Origin of the sequence: Micromonospora sp. NPDC049497, assembly GCF_044465805.1 — a bacterium.
GTDB lineage: Bacteria > Actinomycetota > Actinomycetes > Mycobacteriales > Micromonosporaceae > Micromonospora.
Genome location: NZ_JBITMC010000004.1, coordinates 252,417 through 267,124 on the forward strand (window position 1 = coordinate 252,417; position 14,708 = coordinate 267,124).

The following is a 14,708-nucleotide window of genomic DNA, read 5'->3' on the forward strand; positions in this document are numbered from 1 at the left end:
GGCATTCTCCTCAGAACTCCCTGATAGTGCCGTTGTCGGTAGTTCGAGGGGAACCTCGGTACAAATAGCGACACATGCGAATATGGCTCGCGGGAGGGAGAATGGCGAGGTGCCCGAAGGCGACACCGTCTGGAACACCGCCCGCGTCCTGCACCGGGCGCTCGCCGGCGTACGGCTCACCGGCAGCGACTTTCGGGTGCCCCAGCTCGCCGCCACCGACCTCGCCGGCTGGACGGTGCGCGAATCGGCGAGCCGCGGCAAGCACCTGCTCCTGCGCCTCGCCGCCCCGGAGACGGACGAGCACCGGACCCTGCACTCGCACCTGCGGATGGAGGGGGCCTGGCGGGCGTACGCCCCGGATGAGCGCTGGTCCGCCCGCCCGGCGCACCTGATCCGCGTGGTCCTGCGCAGCGCGACGGCGGTCGCCGTCGGCTACCACCTGCACGAGCTGGCCCTGGTGCCGACCGCCGAGGAGCACACCCTCGTCGGCCACCTGGGGCCGGACCTGCTCGGCCCGGACTGGGACGTGGACGAGGCGGTACGCCGGCTCGCCGCCCACCCGGACACCACCATCGGCGAGGCGCTGCTCGACCAGCGCAACCTGGCCGGGGTCGGCAACCTGTACAAGTGCGAGGTGCTGTTCCTGCGCGGCATCTCGCCGTGGACGCCGGTCGGTGCGGTCCCGGACCTCGCCGGCACGGTGACCCTGGCGCAGAAGCTGCTGGCCGCCAACCGGGGCCGGTGGACGCAGAGCACCACCGGGTCCCTGCACCGGGGCCGGACCAGCTACGTGTACGGCCGCCGGGCCCAGCCCTGCCGCCGCTGCGGCACCGCGATCCGCAAGGAGGAGCTGGGCGAGCGCGTCACCTACTGGTGCCCGGTCTGCCAACCGGACCACCCCGCCACCCGACCGGGCTGACGCGACACGGCACCGGGCCGCCGACCGCCGGAGGCAACGGTCGGCGTCCGCGCCACAGGTGACGCCCGGTTCACCGGCGGCGTGTCGGCCTGGACACTCCGGGGCAACGGATGGACTCCACAGATACGGACGATTGGGTACTTCCTTCACGCCCCCACCCCGGTACATGCTGCGCTTGAGTGCTCACGCATCGTCAGCGCGACCGGGAGCGCCACGCCGGAGTGGCGGTCACCGCGCCCCGACCTCGGGGAGAGCCATGGACATGTTCCGCCGACTGCGGGTGACCCGCCCGAACCAGGCGGCCGGTGCCGACCGCGACACCGCCGACGGTCACGTGCCCCCCACGGCCGTACCCGCCGCCCGCCGCGCCGAGGAGCCGCCGGACCCCGATCCGACGGCGGTCCCGGCCCCGACCACCGCCAGTCTCGACCCGGCCGCCCTGCCGCGCTGCTTCGGTACGGTGCCGAACGTCGCCCACAGCCCGCTGCCGGTTCTCGACGCCGACGGGCGGGTGGTCCCGGGCACCGGCCTGCGGACGTTCGTCGACCCCCTGCCCACCCTGGGCACCGCCGTCACGACCGGCCCCGGACCGGCCGCCACGCTGCCGGTGGCGGTGCCGGACACCGTCACGTACCCGGGCTGCGACTACTACGAGATCGGCCTCCAGGAGTACGCGCAACGCCTGCACCGGGACCTGCCGGCCACCCGCCTGCGCGGCTACCGGCAACTCAACCTGGGCACCGACACCACCGGGCACAACACCGTCGCCCCGCCGGAGCGGCCGTGGCACCTCGGGCCGGTGATCATGGCCCGGCGCGGGCGGCCGGTCCGGGTGAAGTTCATCAACCAGCTTCCCACCGGCCAGGCCGGCGACCTCTTCCTGCCGGTCGACACCACCCTCGACGGAGCCGGCGTGGGTCCGCTGGACGGCCCGGCGCCGTACCCGCAGAACCGGGCCGTTCTGCACCTGGCCGGCGCGGAGACCGGCTGGATCAGCGCCGGCAACCCGTGGCAGTGGATCACTCCGGCGGGTGAGATCACCCCGTACCCGACCGGGGCGGGACTGACCCACGTGCCGGACATGCCGCACCCCGGCGCCGGGGCGACGACGTTCTACTACCCGAACGACCAGAGCGGCCGGCTGCTGTGGTTCCACGACAACACCGCCGGCGTGTCCCGCCTGACGGTCTACTCCGGACAGGTGGCGCTCTACCTGCTCACCGACCCGGTCGAGGACGAGCTCATCGCCGACGGGGTGCTGCCGGCCGAGCAGGTCCCGCTGGTGTTCGAGGACAAGACGTTCGTCCCGGACGACAGCCAGCTCGCCGTCGAGGACCCCACCTGGGACCGGGTCCGGTGGGGAGCCCGCGGCAGCCTCTGGCACCCGCACGTCTACCAGGCCCGGCAGAACCCGTACCGGGACGGTGGCACCAACCCGACCGGCCGCTGGGACTACGGGCCGTGGTCGCGTACCGCCGCCGACGCCGCCGTGGACGGCGGCGGCACCGGACGGGCGGACCTCCCGGGGCCGGTGCCGAACCCGCACCACGACCCGGTGACCGCGCCCGACGAGCCACCGACGGCGCCGGACGTGCCGCACCCGTCCGCGGTGCCGGAGGCCTTCGGCGACACCGTGCTGGTCAACGGGGTGGCCTACCCGTGGCTGTCGGTCGCGCCCGGGACGTACCGGTTCCGGATCCTCAACGCCTGCACCGACCGCAGTCTCAACCTCCAGCTCTACCGGGCCCACCCGGCCGGGGACGACCGGGGCGCGGGCGAGGTGCCGATGGTGGAGGCCGTGCGCGCGCCGGACCGACCGGCGGGCTGGCCGACGGACGGGCGCGACGGCGGCGTGCCCGACCCGGCCGCCGCCGGGCCGGACTTCGTGCAGATCGGCAACGAGGCCGGGCTCCTGCCGGCCCCCGCGGTGATCGCCAGCCGGCCGGTGACCTTCCGGTACGACCGCCGCGACCCGACGGTGCTCAACGTGGACGGGCACGCCCTGCTGGTCGCCCCCGGCGAGCAGGCCGACGTGCTGGTGGACTTCTCCACCGTCGCTCCCGGGGAGTCGCTGATCCTCTACAACGACGCGCCGGCCCCACTGCCCGGCTACGACCCCCGGTACGACCACCACACCCACGCCCCGGACCTGACCGCCGAGGGCGGCACCTCGCCCAGCCGGCCGGGGTACGGGCCGAACACCCGCACCCTGCTCCAGTTCCGGGTGACCGGTGACCCGTCCCCTCCGTACGACCTGGCCCGTCTGCGGGAGCGGCTGCCCCGCGCGTACGCGGCCAGCCAACGCCCGCCGATCGTGCCGCAGCCGGCGTACGACGCGGCCTTCGGCACCAGGACCGCTCGGGAGACCGCGGTCCCCGTGCACGCCACCACGGTCACCTTCCTCCCGGCCGGCGGCGGCGGGCCGGTCATCCTGCCGCTCGCGGTCAAGACCGTGCAGCAGGTCTTCGAACCCGACCACGGACGGCTGGCCGGGCGGCTCGGTGTCGACCACCCGAACGCCGGGCCGCTCTCCCCGACCGCCCTGCCGCTCGGCCCGACGGACCCGGCCACCGAGGTGGTGCACGTCAGCGACCCGGCGCTGCCGGTGGGCGTCCCCGCCGACGGGACGCAGGTGTGGCGCATCCGGGGCGACGGCCGGCAGACCCAGCCGGTCCGGCTGGACGGCTGCGACGTGCAACTGGTCAACCGGGTCGGCTGGGACGGCACGCTGCGCCGGCCGCACCCGAACGAACTGGGGTGGAAGCAGGTGGTCCGGGTCAACCCCCGGGAGGACGTCGTCGTGGCCCTGCGGCCCGTCGCGCCCGCCCTGCCGTTCAAGATCGGCGACAGCGTACGGCTGCTGGACCCGGCGCGGCGGGCCGGCACCGGAACCGGCTCGACGCCGGTCAGCCCGTTCGACGGCCGGCCCGTGCAGGTGGTGAACCAGCTCGTCAACCTGGGCTGGGAATACCGCTGGCACACGCAGCTCGCCGGCTACCGGGACCTGGGCATGAGCCGCCCCCTGGTGCTGCGGGTCGCCCCGAGGGCGCCCACCGGACTGACCGCCACCCCGGCGCCCGGGTCGGCCACCGCCCTGCCGGCGATCGCGCTGGCCTGGACCGGCAACGGCAGCCGCCCGCCGGCCACCAGTCACCTGCTCCAGCGGGCCACCGACGCCACCTTCACCACCGGCCTGACGTCGATCACCGTGGCGGCGAACGCGACCCGGTGGACCGACGCGAGCGTCATCCCGGGCGTCACCTACCACTACCGCATCCGCGCCGAGAACGCGGTCAGCTGCTCCACCTGGTCGAACAGCGTCCCCGCCGCGGTGCACCTCGGCGCGCCGACCGGCCTCGGCGCGGCGGTGCCCCCGGCGGCCCCCCTGCGGGTGGCGCTGCGCTGGGCCAACCGGTCGTTCGCCACCGGCATCGACGTGCAGCGGGCCACCAATCCGACCTTCAGCAGCGGCCCCGGCACCACCGCGATCGGGGTCGGCGACAACCACCTGGACGCCGCCGTCGCACCGGACACGACGTACTACTACCGGGTACGCACGACGTACCTGGGTGCCGCCTCACCGTGGTCGACGGTCGCGCAGGTGACCACGCCGCCCCGACCCGCCGCACCCGCCGCGCTGACGGTCACCTCCAGCGCGTCGGGGCCGGACACCGCGACGGTGATCCTCGGCTGGGCGGCGAGCACGCCGGCCGGGCCGGGCGCCGGCTTCGTGGTGCAACGGGCGCTGGATCCGGCGTTCACCCGCGAGCTGGCCACGTTCACGGTGACCGGACGCGGCTTCACCAACACCGGCCTGGCCCGGGGGGTCACCTACCACTACCGCATCCGGTCGTTCAACGTCGTCGGCACCTCCCCGTTCACGGGCCCGGTCCCGGTGACGACGCCCGGATGACTCCGAGGAGGGGGCGGCGTGCGGTCAGAGCGTGCGCAGGGGTGCGCCGACGGCGCGCAGCTCGGCCAGTGCCGACGAGACGCCGTGCAGCAGGTCGGTCGCCTCGACCAGGCGGTTCGCCGCGGCGTGCTCGGTGCCCGGGCGCGCGTCCTCCGCCACGTAGCCGGCGGCGGCCACCACCAGCCGCTCGTACGCGGCGACGCCGCTCTCCAGCTGCGCGGTCAGCGCCGCGTGCGCCTCGGCCAGCGGCGGTCGGGCGTCGACCGGGGCGAGCCGCAACGCGCGCTCGACGCTGGCCACCCGGGCGGCGAGGTCCCGCAGGGAGCGGTCCGCGGCGGCGGCCTCGGACACGGCCGGCCCGGCCAGGCCGGTGAGCCGGCTGGTCATCCCGGCGAGGGTGAGGGAGGCCCGGTCCAGCCGGGTCCACGGCTCGGCGGCGGACGTGCCCCGCAGGGCCACCCGGGAACGGACACGACGGACCTCGGCGAGCACGCCGGGGCCGACCGGCAGCCGCTCCACGGCGGCGACCAGGCGGGCCCGGGATCGGGCGGCCGCCTCGGCCGGGTCGAGCGCGGGCGGTGCGGGCTGGGCGGCCAGCGCCCGCAGGTCGAGCCAGCGCCACGCGGTGAGCACCAACGCGCCGCCCGCGCCGGCGGCCCAGGCCGCGTCCGGCAACCCCAGCCCGGCGTACGGGGTCAGCACGGCCGCCGCCCCCGCGAGCCCGCCGGACGTGACGCTCCACCGGCGCGCGGACCGGCGCAGCCGGCCCAACCGGCGGAAGTACCGCGTGCGCTCGTCTGCCACCTGTGCCTCCTCGACCCGGCCGCTCAACCGGCGGCGGTGCTGTCTCCGGTGCCCCGGTCCCGGGCCATGCTGGCCCGGATCTCGTCGAGCTTCGCGGCGGCCGCCGGGTCGGCGACCGGAGCGGTCGGCGCCACGGCGGGGCGTTCCTTCGCGCCGCCGAGCTGCTCGCCGGCCATGCTCGACCGGATCTGCTCCAGCCGGGCGGAGCCGGCCGAGTCCAGTGTCGCCTTCTGGATCTCCAGCATCCGGCCTTCGGTGGAGCTGCCGGCCAGCTCGGCACGGCCCATCGCGTTGGCGTAGCGCCGCTCGATGCGGTCGCGCACCTCGTCCAGGCTGGGGGTGTTGCCGGGGGCGGTCAGCGCCGACATCGACTCCAACGAGGCGGCGACGCTCTCCTGCATCCTGGCCTGCTCCAGCTGGCTGAGCAGGCGGGTGCGCTCGGCGAGCTTCTGCTGGAGGATCATCGAGTTGTTCTCGACCGCCTTGCGGGCCTGCGCGGCGGCGCCGAGCGCCTGGTCGTGCAGCGTCTTCAGGTCCTCGGTGGCCTGCTCGGCGGAGACCAGCTGGGTGGCGAGCGTCTGGGCGGACTGCTCGTACCTCCCCGCCTCGGCCTCGTCGCCGCGGGCCCGGGCCTGGTCGGCCAGGACGAGGGCCTGGCGGGCGTTGCCCTGGAGCCGCTCGACCTCGGTCATCTGCCGGGAGAGCTTCATCTCCAGCTGGCGCTGGTTGCCGATCACCGCGGCGGCCTGCTGGACGAGCGCCTGGTGCTGGCGCTGTGCCTCCTCGATGGCCTGCCGGATCTGCACCTTGGGATCGGCATGCTCGTCGATCTTGGCGCCGAACAGCGCCATCAGGTAGTTCCAACCCTTGACGAACGGGTTCGCCATCTCCGCGGTACCCCCTCAGTAGCGTCGCTCCGCCTCGGCCGGCCCGGCTGCCACCGGCCGGCCTCCGGCGCGGCAGTGTCCCCATCGTCCCAGCCGGACGCCACCCGAGCATCCGTACCCGGCGAGCGGGGCGTACGCCGACACCGACTGCGATCAACCCTACGCGGCGTAGGAGACAGCGACCATGCGACGGGAAGCGGATCCGGGATGTCACCGACCCGCTCAGGGTCGGACCGGGGCCCGGAGAGCGGCGGGGCTCAGGCGGCGCAGACCACGTCGCGGTCGCCGGGGCGGACCCGGGTGCTGCGCAGCGTCGCCTTGAGCGGGGAGTCCTGACGGACCTGGACGGAGACGGTGCCGTCGGAGGTGACCTGACGGACGCCCCGGTTGGTGGCCTTGCGTACGGCGGCGGCCACGGGGGTCTTCTCGACCTGCTCGTCGGTGACCGGGACCAGCACGCCCGGCATCTGCTCGGCGAGCGCCACGGTGTCGCTCACCTCGCGGAGAAGCTCGGAGAGGCGGGCGCCGAGGGCGTCGCAGATGGCGGCGAGGAGCTCGCTCGACGGCTCCTTGTGGCCCCGCTCGATCTCGGACAGGTAGCCCAGGCTGACGTTGGCGGCGGAGGAGACCTCGCGCAGCGTGCGGTGCTGCCCCTGCCGGCGTGCCCGCAGCGCGTCACCGATCACCCGGCGTAGCAGGACCATCGCACCTCCCCTGAGGGACACCTCGTCACCACGGCAACCGGTCCGGCACGGTCAACCGCGCCGAACCCCGACCGCCGGAGCCTTCCCGCAACCGTACCCGGTGGCGGCTCGGGCGACATCCCGCCCCGCCTGTCGAATCGGATGACGGGCCCCACGATCGCCCGTCCTCAGGCCGCGCTGCCGGCCGGGGCGGCGTCACGGTCGGCCGCGTGGACCCGCTCGGCGAGCAGCCGCAGCGCCTCGATCACCGCGGCGGAGCGGATGTGGTCCCGCCCGCCGTCCAGGTCGAACCGTCGTACGTCGGTGCCGGAGGGGCCGGCCACCGCCGCGTACACCAGGCCGACCGGCTTGCCGTCCTGCGGTTCCGGGCCGGCCACGCCGGTGGTGGCCAGCCCCCAGTCGGCCCCGCAGCGCCGACGCCCGCCCTCCGCGAGCGCCACGGCGACGTCCGGGTCGACCGGGCCGCGGTCGTCGAGCAGATTCTCCGGTACGCCCGCCAGCTGCGCCTTCAGCTCGGTGGCGTAGACCACCAGCCCGCCCCGGTAGACGCCGCTCACCCCGGCGATCTCCACGATCGAGGCGGCCAGCAGCCCGCCGGTCAGCGACTCGATGGTGGCCAGGGTCTCCCGCCGCTGGACGAGGGCGTGCACGACACCCGCCGCGGGGGATCCCACCGGCCGGGCCCCGTCCGCATCGGTCTCCGCGTCCATGCCGATCCCCTTCCCTCCCCGCCGCTGCTGACACATCCTCGCCGTCAGCGGGTGGGGCGGCGGAGGCGGAGGGCCTGGGCGACGTAGTCGAAGCCGGTGATCACGGTCACGGCCACGGCGGCGGCCATGATCCACGGGCCGACGGCGACCAGGGCGGCGGGCATCGGCCAGAGGTACCAGGTGATGGCGAGGATCTGGAGCGCGGTCTTGATCTTGCCGCCCCGGCTGGCCGCGATGACACCGTGCCGGATCACCCAGAAGCGTAGCGCGGTGATGCCCAGCTCCCGGGCCAGGATGACCCCCGTCACCCACCATGGCAGCTGGTCGTACCAGGACAGCAGCAGCAGCGCGGCCCCGGTGAGCGCCTTGTCGGCGATCGGGTCGGCGACCTTGCCGACCGAGGTGACCAGCCCGAACCGGCGGGCGATCCAACCGTCGACCAGGTCCGTCGCCGACGCCACCGCGAAGATCAGACAGGCGGCGATCCGCCAGCCGGCGTGCGTCATCCCGGAGATGACCACCGAGGCCGCGAAGATCGGCACCAGCACCAGCCGCAGCAGGGTGAGCGCGTTGGCCGCGTTGAGCACGGGCACGCGGGCGACCACCGCCGGCGCCGTGGACTCCGTCGCCCCGGTCACCGCCGCGCCCCGCTCCGGCCGCCGTGGCGCACCTGACCCCTCACCACGTGGCTCCCTCGCTCGATCCGGGCCCGCCGTCACCGTACCGCGCCGGGCGCCGCCGAGATCATCTCATCCGGCACCGCCACCAGGTCCACCCCTTCGGTCGCGGTGACCGTGGCACGGACCAGGTCCCCCGGGCGCAGGGCGGCCAGGTCGACCCCACCCTCGGCCGGGGCGACGAGGGTCGTCGAGCCGTCCACCTCGGGCGCCTGGTGGGCCGCCCGCCCCTCGACCACCCCGTCGTCGACCGAGTCGACCAGCACCTCGACCGTGGAACGGAGTCGCTCCTCGGCCCGCTGCGAGCACAGCTCGTCGGCGAGCGCGCTGAGCTTGTCGTACCGGCGCTTGATGGTGGCGGCGGAGACCTTGCCGGTCAGCCCGGCGGCCTCGGTGCCGTCCTCGTCGCTGTAGTCGAACATGCCGATCGCGTCGAGCCGCGCCTCGGTCAGGAAACGGACCAGTTCCTCCACGTCGGCACGCGTCTCCCCGGGGAAGCCGACGATGAAGTTGCTGCGCGCACCCGCCTCCGGTGCCAGCGCGCGGGCGCTGGCCAGCAGCTCCAGGAACCGGTCGGTGGAGCCGAAACGGCGCATCCGGCGCAGCACCGGCTCACTGGAGTGCTGGAACGACAGGTCGAAGTACGGCGCGACGCCCGGCGTGGAGGCGATCACCTCGACCAGGCCGGGCCGGGTCTCGGCGGGCTGGAGGTAACTCGCGCGCACCCGGACGATGCCGTCGATGGCGGCGAGCTGCGGCAGCAGCTTCTCCAGGGCCCGGGGGTCCCCCAGGTCCTTGCCGTACGAGGTGGAGTTCTCACTGACCAGCACCAGCTCCCGGACGCCGGTCTTGGCGAGCCACTCGGCCTCGGCGAGCAGCTCGTCCGGCGTACGCGAGACGAAGGCGCCGCGGAAGGCGGGGATGGCGCAGAACGCACAGCGTCGGTCGCAGCCGCTGGCGAGCTTGAGCGACGCGACCGGCCCGGTGTCGAGCCGGTGCCGCAGCACCTGCCGCAGGTGGGCTGGCGTGTGCTCGTCGGTCTCGACGGCGGCCCGTGTGGGGGTGCCGTGGCCGGGCAGCGACACCGCGGCGTCCCGGCGCTTGACCGGGGTCAGCGGCAGCAGCTCGCGACGGTCCCGCGGGGTGTGCGCGGCGATCGCCTCGCCGGCGACGACCGCGTCCAGCCGGGCCGCGATGTCCGGGTAGTCGTCGAAGCTCAGCACCGCCTGCGCCTCGGGGAGGCTGTCGGCCAGTTCCCGCCCGTACCGCTCGGCCATGCACCCGGCCGCCACGACCTTCGCCCCGGTGTCGGCGGCGGCGAGCAGCGTCTGGATGGAGTCCTGCTTGGCCTTCTCCACGAAGCCGCAGGTGTTGACGACCACCACGTCGGCGCCCTCGCCGTCGGTGGTGACCTGCCAGCCGTCGGCGTGCAGCCGGGCGGCCAGCTCCTCCGAGTCGACCTCGTTGCGGGCACAGCCCAGGGTCAGCAGGGCGACACGGCGGCCGTCAGAGGCAGGGGAGGTGGCAGACACCATCCGAGGGTACCGGGCGTGCCGTCGTGCCCCGGCGACGGCGGGCCGCGGACATCGGCCGGCTCACATCCCGCCCCCGCCCGCGCCGGCCCCGGTGGCGACGGTCAGAGCGCCGCGGCGCCCACCCGGACCAGCCGGTCGAGCAGGAAGACCTCCGTACCGGCCAGGCCCGTGGAGCAGAAGACCGACACCTGGTCCGCGCCGGTCCTCCCCGGGACCGCCCCGGCGAGGACCGCGCCCAGGTCGCGCAGCCGTCCGGCGTACGGCTCGACGGCGGCGAGCATCGGCGGGGCGTACGCGGCGGCCTGGGCCGGCGAGTCGGTGACCAGCAGGTCCGCACGGTCCAGCAGGTCGGTGCCGAACTCGTGGCGGTCGGTCTGCTTGAAGCCGATGGCGTTGACATGGGTGCCCGGGGCCAGGTCGGCCGCGTCGAGCACCGGCGTGACGCTGGTCGTGGCGAGGACCACGATGTCGGCACCGGCGACCGCCTCGCGGGCGGAGCCCACCGGTTCGGCCGGTACGCCCAGCTCGGCGCGGACCCGCTCGGCGAACGCCGCCCGTCGGGCAGCAGAGCGGCTCTGCACCCTGATCTGTCGCAGTGGGCGCACCGCGGCGGCCGCCCAGACCTGGGTCCACGCCTGCCGGCCGGAGCCGATCACGGCGAGGGTGGTCGCGTCGGGTCGGGCGAGGGCGTCGACCGCCACCCCGCCCAGTCCCCCGGTCCGCCGGGAGCCGAGCTCCTCGCCGACCGCGACCGCCCGTACCGCCCCGGTCCGCGCGTCGTGCAGCACCACCAGCTGCTCCGACTCCGGCAGGCCGAAGGTGTCGTACGAGCGGAAGCCGTACCACTCGCCGCTGAGGTGACCGGCGGTCAGCACCATCCGCCCGCCGTCCAACGGGGCGGACGCCCGGGGCGGGGCGACAAGCCGCCCGTCGTACGCGGCGAGCAGCGCCTCCCGCATCGCGGCCACGGTGGTGGCGGCGTCGAGGACGTCGGTGACCTCCCGGTCGGTGACAAGCATGGTCATCGGCCAAGCATGCAACCTGAAGTTGACGTCAACTCAACCTGTGGTGGGCGGGATCACCGTCCACCCACCGGGCCCGGTGCTAGCGTCGGCGGCAGCGGCTCCGGCCGCCCGGACGAGCGGTGGGCGTACCCGGTACGACAAGACGCCCCGAGACCAGAAACCGTCGTCCCGGCCCGCGTCCGGGACCGTCTCCCGCGAGGTGCCGTCGTGGCCTGGATCGTGCTCGTGATCTCCGGACTCCTCGAGACCGCCTGGGCGATCTCCCTGGACCGCAGCTCCGGCTTCAGCCGGCCGCTGCCGACGGTCGTCTTCGTGGTCACCCTGATCCTCAGCATGATCGGTCTGGCGTACGCGCTGCGCGAGATCCCGGTCGGCACCGGCTACGTCGTGTGGGTCGGCATCGGCGCGGTGGGCACCGCCCTGGTCGGCATGCTGGCGCTCAACGAGTCGGCCAGTCTCCCCCGCATCGTCTGCCTGCTGCTGGTGGTGGCCGGCGTCGTCGGCCTCAAGATCTACCACTGAGCCGCACCGCACGCGGAGATCGCGCTCGATCCCGCATGCAGTGGCATCCGGGCGCGTCCGAGGCCACTACATCGTGGATCCAGCGCGATCATGACCGGACGGCCGCGTGCCGTGGGTGAGGCGTGACGAACAGCCACAGTGGGTAGAGATCCGGTGGCACCCCAGGCTCTCACCACCGGAGGCAGTCATGGCCAACATGCACAGCAGCGCCCGTCCCCGTACCAACGCCGCCCGCATCTGCACGATCGTGAGTTTCGTCTTCGCGGTCCTCGCGCTGCTGCTCAACCCGATCATCTTCGGCCTCGTCGGCCTGGTGCTAGGCATCGTCGGCGCGGTCCTCGGCGACAAGCCGCTCGGCTGGTACGCGGCGATCGCCAACGTGGTCGCCATCGTGATCAACCTGGTGGTCCTGGCGGCCATCCTCAACTGACCGTCGCCGCCTCCACGCCAACGGGCCCGCCGGTGAACCGGCGGGCCCGCGGCGTGTCGGCGGCCCGCGGCGTGTCGGCAGCGGAAGGACCGGCGTGCCGGGCAGCGCCCGTCAGTCGTCGGCGCCGCGCAGACCGACCAGGACCTCCTCCAGCTCGTCCGGCTTCACCAGCACGTCGCGCGCCTTGGAGCCCTCGGACGGGCCGACCACGCCCCGGGTCTCCATGAGGTCCATGAGGCGGCCCGCCTTGGCGAAGCCGACCCGCAGCTTGCGCTGGAGCATCGACGTCGAGCCGAACTGCGAGGTGACCACCAGCTCGACCGCCTGCACCAGCAGGTCCAGGTCGTCACCGATGTCCTCGTCGATCTTCTTCTTGTTGTCCTGCGCGGGGGCGAGCACGTCCGGACGGAACTCCGGCTCCCGCTGGTCCTTGCAGAACTTCACCACGTCGGCGATCTCGCGCTCCGTCACCCAGGCGCCCTGGATGCGGACCGGCTTGGACGCGCCCATCGGCAGGAAGAGGCCGTCACCACGGCCGAGCAGCTTCTCGGCGCCCGGCTGGTCGAGGATGACCCGCGAGTCGGCCAGCGACGAGGTGGCGAACGCGAGCCGGGACGGCACGTTGGCCTTGATGAGGCCGGTGACCACGTCGACCGAGGGCCGCTGGGTGGCGAGCACCAGGTGGATGCCGGCGGCCCGGGCGAGCTGGGTGATCCGGACGACCGAGTCCTCCACGTCGCGCGGCGCGACCATCATCAGGTCGGCCAGCTCGTCCACGATCACCAGCAGGTACGGGTACGGGCGCATCTCCCGCTCGCTGCCCGGCGGGGCCTTGATCTCGCCGTTGCGCACCTTGCGGTTGAAGTCGTCGATGTGCCGGACCCCGTTGGCCGCGAGGTCGTCGTACCGCATGTCCATCTCGCGGACGACCCACTCCAGCGAGTCGGCGGCCTTCTTGGCGTTGGTCACGATCGGGGTGACCAGGTGCGGGATGCCCTCGTAGCCGGTCATCTCGACCCGCTTCGGGTCGATCAGCAGCAGCCGCACCTCGTCCGGCGTGGCCCGGGTCAGGATCGACACCAGCAGGGTATTGAGGCAGCTCGATTTCCCGGCTCCGGTGGCGCCGGCGATCAGGATGTGCGGCATCTTCGCGAGGTTGGCCACCACGTAGCCACCCTCGATGTCCTTGCCCAGTGCCACCACCATCGGGTGGTGGTCGCTGGTCGCCGCCCGGGACCGCAGGACGTCGCCGAGGGCGACGTTCTCCGGGTCGGTGTTGGGAATCTCCACGCCGACCGCGCTCTTGCCCGGGATCGGGCTCAGGATGCGGACGTCGGGAGACTTCACCGCGTACGCGATGTTGCGGGACAACTGGGTGATCCGCTCGACCTTGACGCCCGGCCCCAGCTCGACCTCGTACCGGGTCACGGTGGGTCCCCGGGTGAAGCCGGTGACGGCGGCGTCCACGTCGAACTGGTCGAAGACGCCGGTCAGCGCGGCGATCACCTCGTCGTTGGCCTTGCTCCGGGTCTTCGGGGCCGCGCCGCCGCCGAGCAGGTTCGCCGGAGGCAGCGTGTAGTCGCCGGCCAGGCCGGTCAGGGCCAACTGCTCGGCGCGGGTGGGCGGCGCCGAGTGCTCCGGCGGCTCGGCCGGCCGGCGGCTCGCCGGCACCTTGGCCGGCGCCTTGCGGGGCAGCACGATGGTGTCCTGGAGGTCCACGCCCTCCACGTCGTCGAAGTCGTCCGGGTCCAGCGGCGGCGGCACGCGCTTCGCCGGCTTCCGGCGCGCGGGCTTCGCGGGTTCCTCGTCGGTCTCGTCCTCGCCGACGGACGGGGCGCCGACCACGGCACCGGCCAGCAGGCCGAGCCGCTCGGGAATCTTGTTGATCGGCGTCGCGGTGACGACGAGCAGGCCGAAGACGAGCAGCAGGATCAGCAGCGGCACCGCCACCCAGGCGGTGACCGCCCGTTCCAGCAGGCTGCCGACGCCCGCGCCGACCAGGCCACCGGCGAAGTCGCGCTGGACGTCGTCCACCGGGGCCTGCCCGATGTGCAGCATCGCGGCGGTGGCCACCAGCATCGATCCCCAGCCGACCAGCCCGCGTCCCCGGTGTTCCGGGTCGGCCGGCTGCCGCATCAGCCGCCACGCGCCGATCATCAGCAGGACCGGCACCACGATGGCGATCGCGCCCAGGAACAGCCGCACGGTGTCGGCGAGCCGTGCCCCCATCGGCCCGGCGGCGGAGAACCAGATGCCCGCCGCGCTGAGCAGCGCGAGCCCGAAGACGAGGAGGCCGGCGCCGTCGCGGCGGTGCTCGGGGTCGAGGTCACGGGCGGAGGCGGCCTGCCGACCGGCGGCGCGGACGGCCCAGCCCACCCCGTGCGCCAGGCCCATCCACAGGGCACCGACGGCCCGTCCGACGTAGACCGCCGGCCCCGGCCGGGCGGCGGTCGTCCGGCGCCGGGCCGACGCACGGGTCTTCTTCGCCGGCTGGCGGGCACGACTGTTCGTGCCGCGCGGCGACGCGCCGCGCCGCCGGCTCGCCTGAGAGGTACGGCCCGCCATAGCATCAACTTAACGGC

At 74.3% G+C, this 14,708-nt stretch carries 12 protein-coding genes and 1 riboswitch; of the genes, 4 read left to right on the forward strand and 8 right to left on the reverse strand.

The features are described 5' to 3' along the window. The first annotated feature begins 109 nt into the window (after nucleotides 1–109). Together ACIBR0_RS08905 and ACIBR0_RS08910 are read left to right on the forward strand one after the other, a co-directional pair. Complete coding sequence (locus tag ACIBR0_RS08905) at nucleotides 110–919, forward strand: DNA-formamidopyrimidine glycosylase family protein (protein ID WP_396713664.1); 810 nt, start codon at nucleotides 110–112, stop codon at nucleotides 917–919. A 256-nt stretch (nucleotides 920–1,175) separates the two neighbouring features. After that, complete coding sequence (locus ACIBR0_RS08910) at nucleotides 1,176–4,832, forward strand: hypothetical protein (RefSeq protein ID WP_396713666.1); 3,657 nt, start codon at nucleotides 1,176–1,178, stop codon at nucleotides 4,830–4,832. A 24-nt stretch (nucleotides 4,833–4,856) separates the two neighbouring features. On the opposite strand, the gene ACIBR0_RS08915 is transcribed toward ACIBR0_RS08910, so the two are convergent. From ACIBR0_RS08915 to ACIBR0_RS08945, 7 genes are all read right to left on the reverse strand, one after another. Further along, nucleotides 4,857–5,636: a hypothetical protein gene (locus ACIBR0_RS08915; protein WP_396713668.1), complete on the reverse strand. Its 780-nt coding sequence runs from the start codon at nucleotides 5,634–5,636 to the stop codon at nucleotides 4,857–4,859. A gap of 23 nt (nucleotides 5,637–5,659) precedes the next feature. Next, on the reverse strand, nucleotides 5,660–6,523 hold the full coding sequence (locus tag ACIBR0_RS08920) for a PspA/IM30 family protein (protein ID WP_396713670.1): 864 nt from the start codon (nucleotides 6,521–6,523) through the stop codon (nucleotides 5,660–5,662). A 257-nt stretch (nucleotides 6,524–6,780) separates the two neighbouring features. Further along, complete coding sequence (locus tag ACIBR0_RS08925; RefSeq protein ID WP_357039315.1) at nucleotides 6,781–7,227, reverse strand: helix-turn-helix transcriptional regulator; 447 nt, start codon at nucleotides 7,225–7,227, stop codon at nucleotides 6,781–6,783. 167 nt (nucleotides 7,228–7,394) lie between these two features. Further along, nucleotides 7,395–7,937 (reverse strand): CinA family protein, encoded by a 543-nt coding sequence (locus ACIBR0_RS08930; protein WP_396713672.1) that lies wholly within the window; start codon nucleotides 7,935–7,937, stop codon nucleotides 7,395–7,397. A 44-nt stretch (nucleotides 7,938–7,981) separates the two neighbouring features. Next, entirely contained in the window at nucleotides 7,982–8,575 is a 594-nt protein-coding gene (pgsA, locus tag ACIBR0_RS08935; RefSeq protein WP_396713674.1) for a CDP-diacylglycerol--glycerol-3-phosphate 3-phosphatidyltransferase, read from the reverse strand. A 77-nt stretch (nucleotides 8,576–8,652) separates the two neighbouring features. Next, the gene (rimO, locus tag ACIBR0_RS08940; RefSeq protein WP_396713676.1) at nucleotides 8,653–10,149 is read right to left on the reverse strand and encodes a 30S ribosomal protein S12 methylthiotransferase RimO; all 1,497 of its coding nucleotides are present in this window, start codon (nucleotides 10,147–10,149) and stop codon (nucleotides 8,653–8,655) included. A gap of 101 nt (nucleotides 10,150–10,250) precedes the next feature. After that, nucleotides 10,251–11,174, reverse strand: a complete 924-nt coding sequence (locus tag ACIBR0_RS08945; protein ID WP_396713678.1) for an ornithine cyclodeaminase family protein — start codon at nucleotides 11,172–11,174, stop codon at nucleotides 10,251–10,253. Between the two features lie 91 nt (nucleotides 11,175–11,265). Further along, a riboswitch (guanidine-III (ykkC-III) riboswitch) is annotated at nucleotides 11,266–11,326 on the forward strand. 55 nt (nucleotides 11,327–11,381) lie between these two features. Between ACIBR0_RS08945 and ACIBR0_RS08950 the strand changes: the two genes are divergently transcribed. Together ACIBR0_RS08950 and ACIBR0_RS08955 are read left to right on the forward strand one after the other, a co-directional pair. Further along, the gene (locus ACIBR0_RS08950; protein WP_357039239.1) at nucleotides 11,382–11,696 is read left to right on the forward strand and encodes an SMR family transporter; all 315 of its coding nucleotides are present in this window, start codon (nucleotides 11,382–11,384) and stop codon (nucleotides 11,694–11,696) included. 187 nt (nucleotides 11,697–11,883) lie between these two features. Next, complete coding sequence (locus tag ACIBR0_RS08955; RefSeq protein WP_357039237.1) at nucleotides 11,884–12,126, forward strand: hypothetical protein; 243 nt, start codon at nucleotides 11,884–11,886, stop codon at nucleotides 12,124–12,126. Between the two features lie 111 nt (nucleotides 12,127–12,237). Here the strand turns inward: ACIBR0_RS08955 and ACIBR0_RS08960 are convergent, their stop codons facing one another. Continuing rightward, on the reverse strand, nucleotides 12,238–14,691 hold the full coding sequence (locus ACIBR0_RS08960) for a DNA translocase FtsK (RefSeq protein ID WP_396713681.1): 2,454 nt from the start codon (nucleotides 14,689–14,691) through the stop codon (nucleotides 12,238–12,240). Nucleotides 14,692–14,708: the final 17 nt, after the last annotated feature.

What these genes read in the sequence shown, in the direction of transcription:
- ACIBR0_RS08910 (WP_396713666.1), top strand. Translation starts at nt 1,176, where the DNA reads ATGGACATGTTCCGCCGACTGCGGGTGACCCGCCCGAACCAGGCGGCC.
- ACIBR0_RS08920 (WP_396713670.1), bottom strand. Translation starts at nt 6,523, where the DNA reads ATGGCGAACCCGTTCGTCAAGGGTTGGAACTACCTGATGGCGCTGTTC.
- ACIBR0_RS08925 (WP_357039315.1), bottom strand. Translation starts at nt 7,227, where the DNA reads ATGGTCCTGCTACGCCGGGTGATCGGTGACGCGCTGCGGGCACGCCGG.
- ACIBR0_RS08930 (WP_396713672.1), bottom strand. Translation starts at nt 7,937, where the DNA reads ATGGACGCGGAGACCGATGCGGACGGGGCCCGGCCGGTGGGATCCCCC.
- rimO (WP_396713676.1), bottom strand. Translation starts at nt 10,149, where the DNA reads ATGGTGTCTGCCACCTCCCCTGCCTCTGACGGCCGCCGTGTCGCCCTG.
- ACIBR0_RS08945 (WP_396713678.1), bottom strand. Translation starts at nt 11,174, where the DNA reads ATGACCATGCTTGTCACCGACCGGGAGGTCACCGACGTCCTCGACGCC.
- ACIBR0_RS08955 (WP_357039237.1), top strand. Translation starts at nt 11,884, where the DNA reads ATGGCCAACATGCACAGCAGCGCCCGTCCCCGTACCAACGCCGCCCGC.
- ACIBR0_RS08960 (WP_396713681.1), bottom strand. Translation starts at nt 14,691, where the DNA reads ATGGCGGGCCGTACCTCTCAGGCGAGCCGGCGGCGCGGCGCGTCGCCG.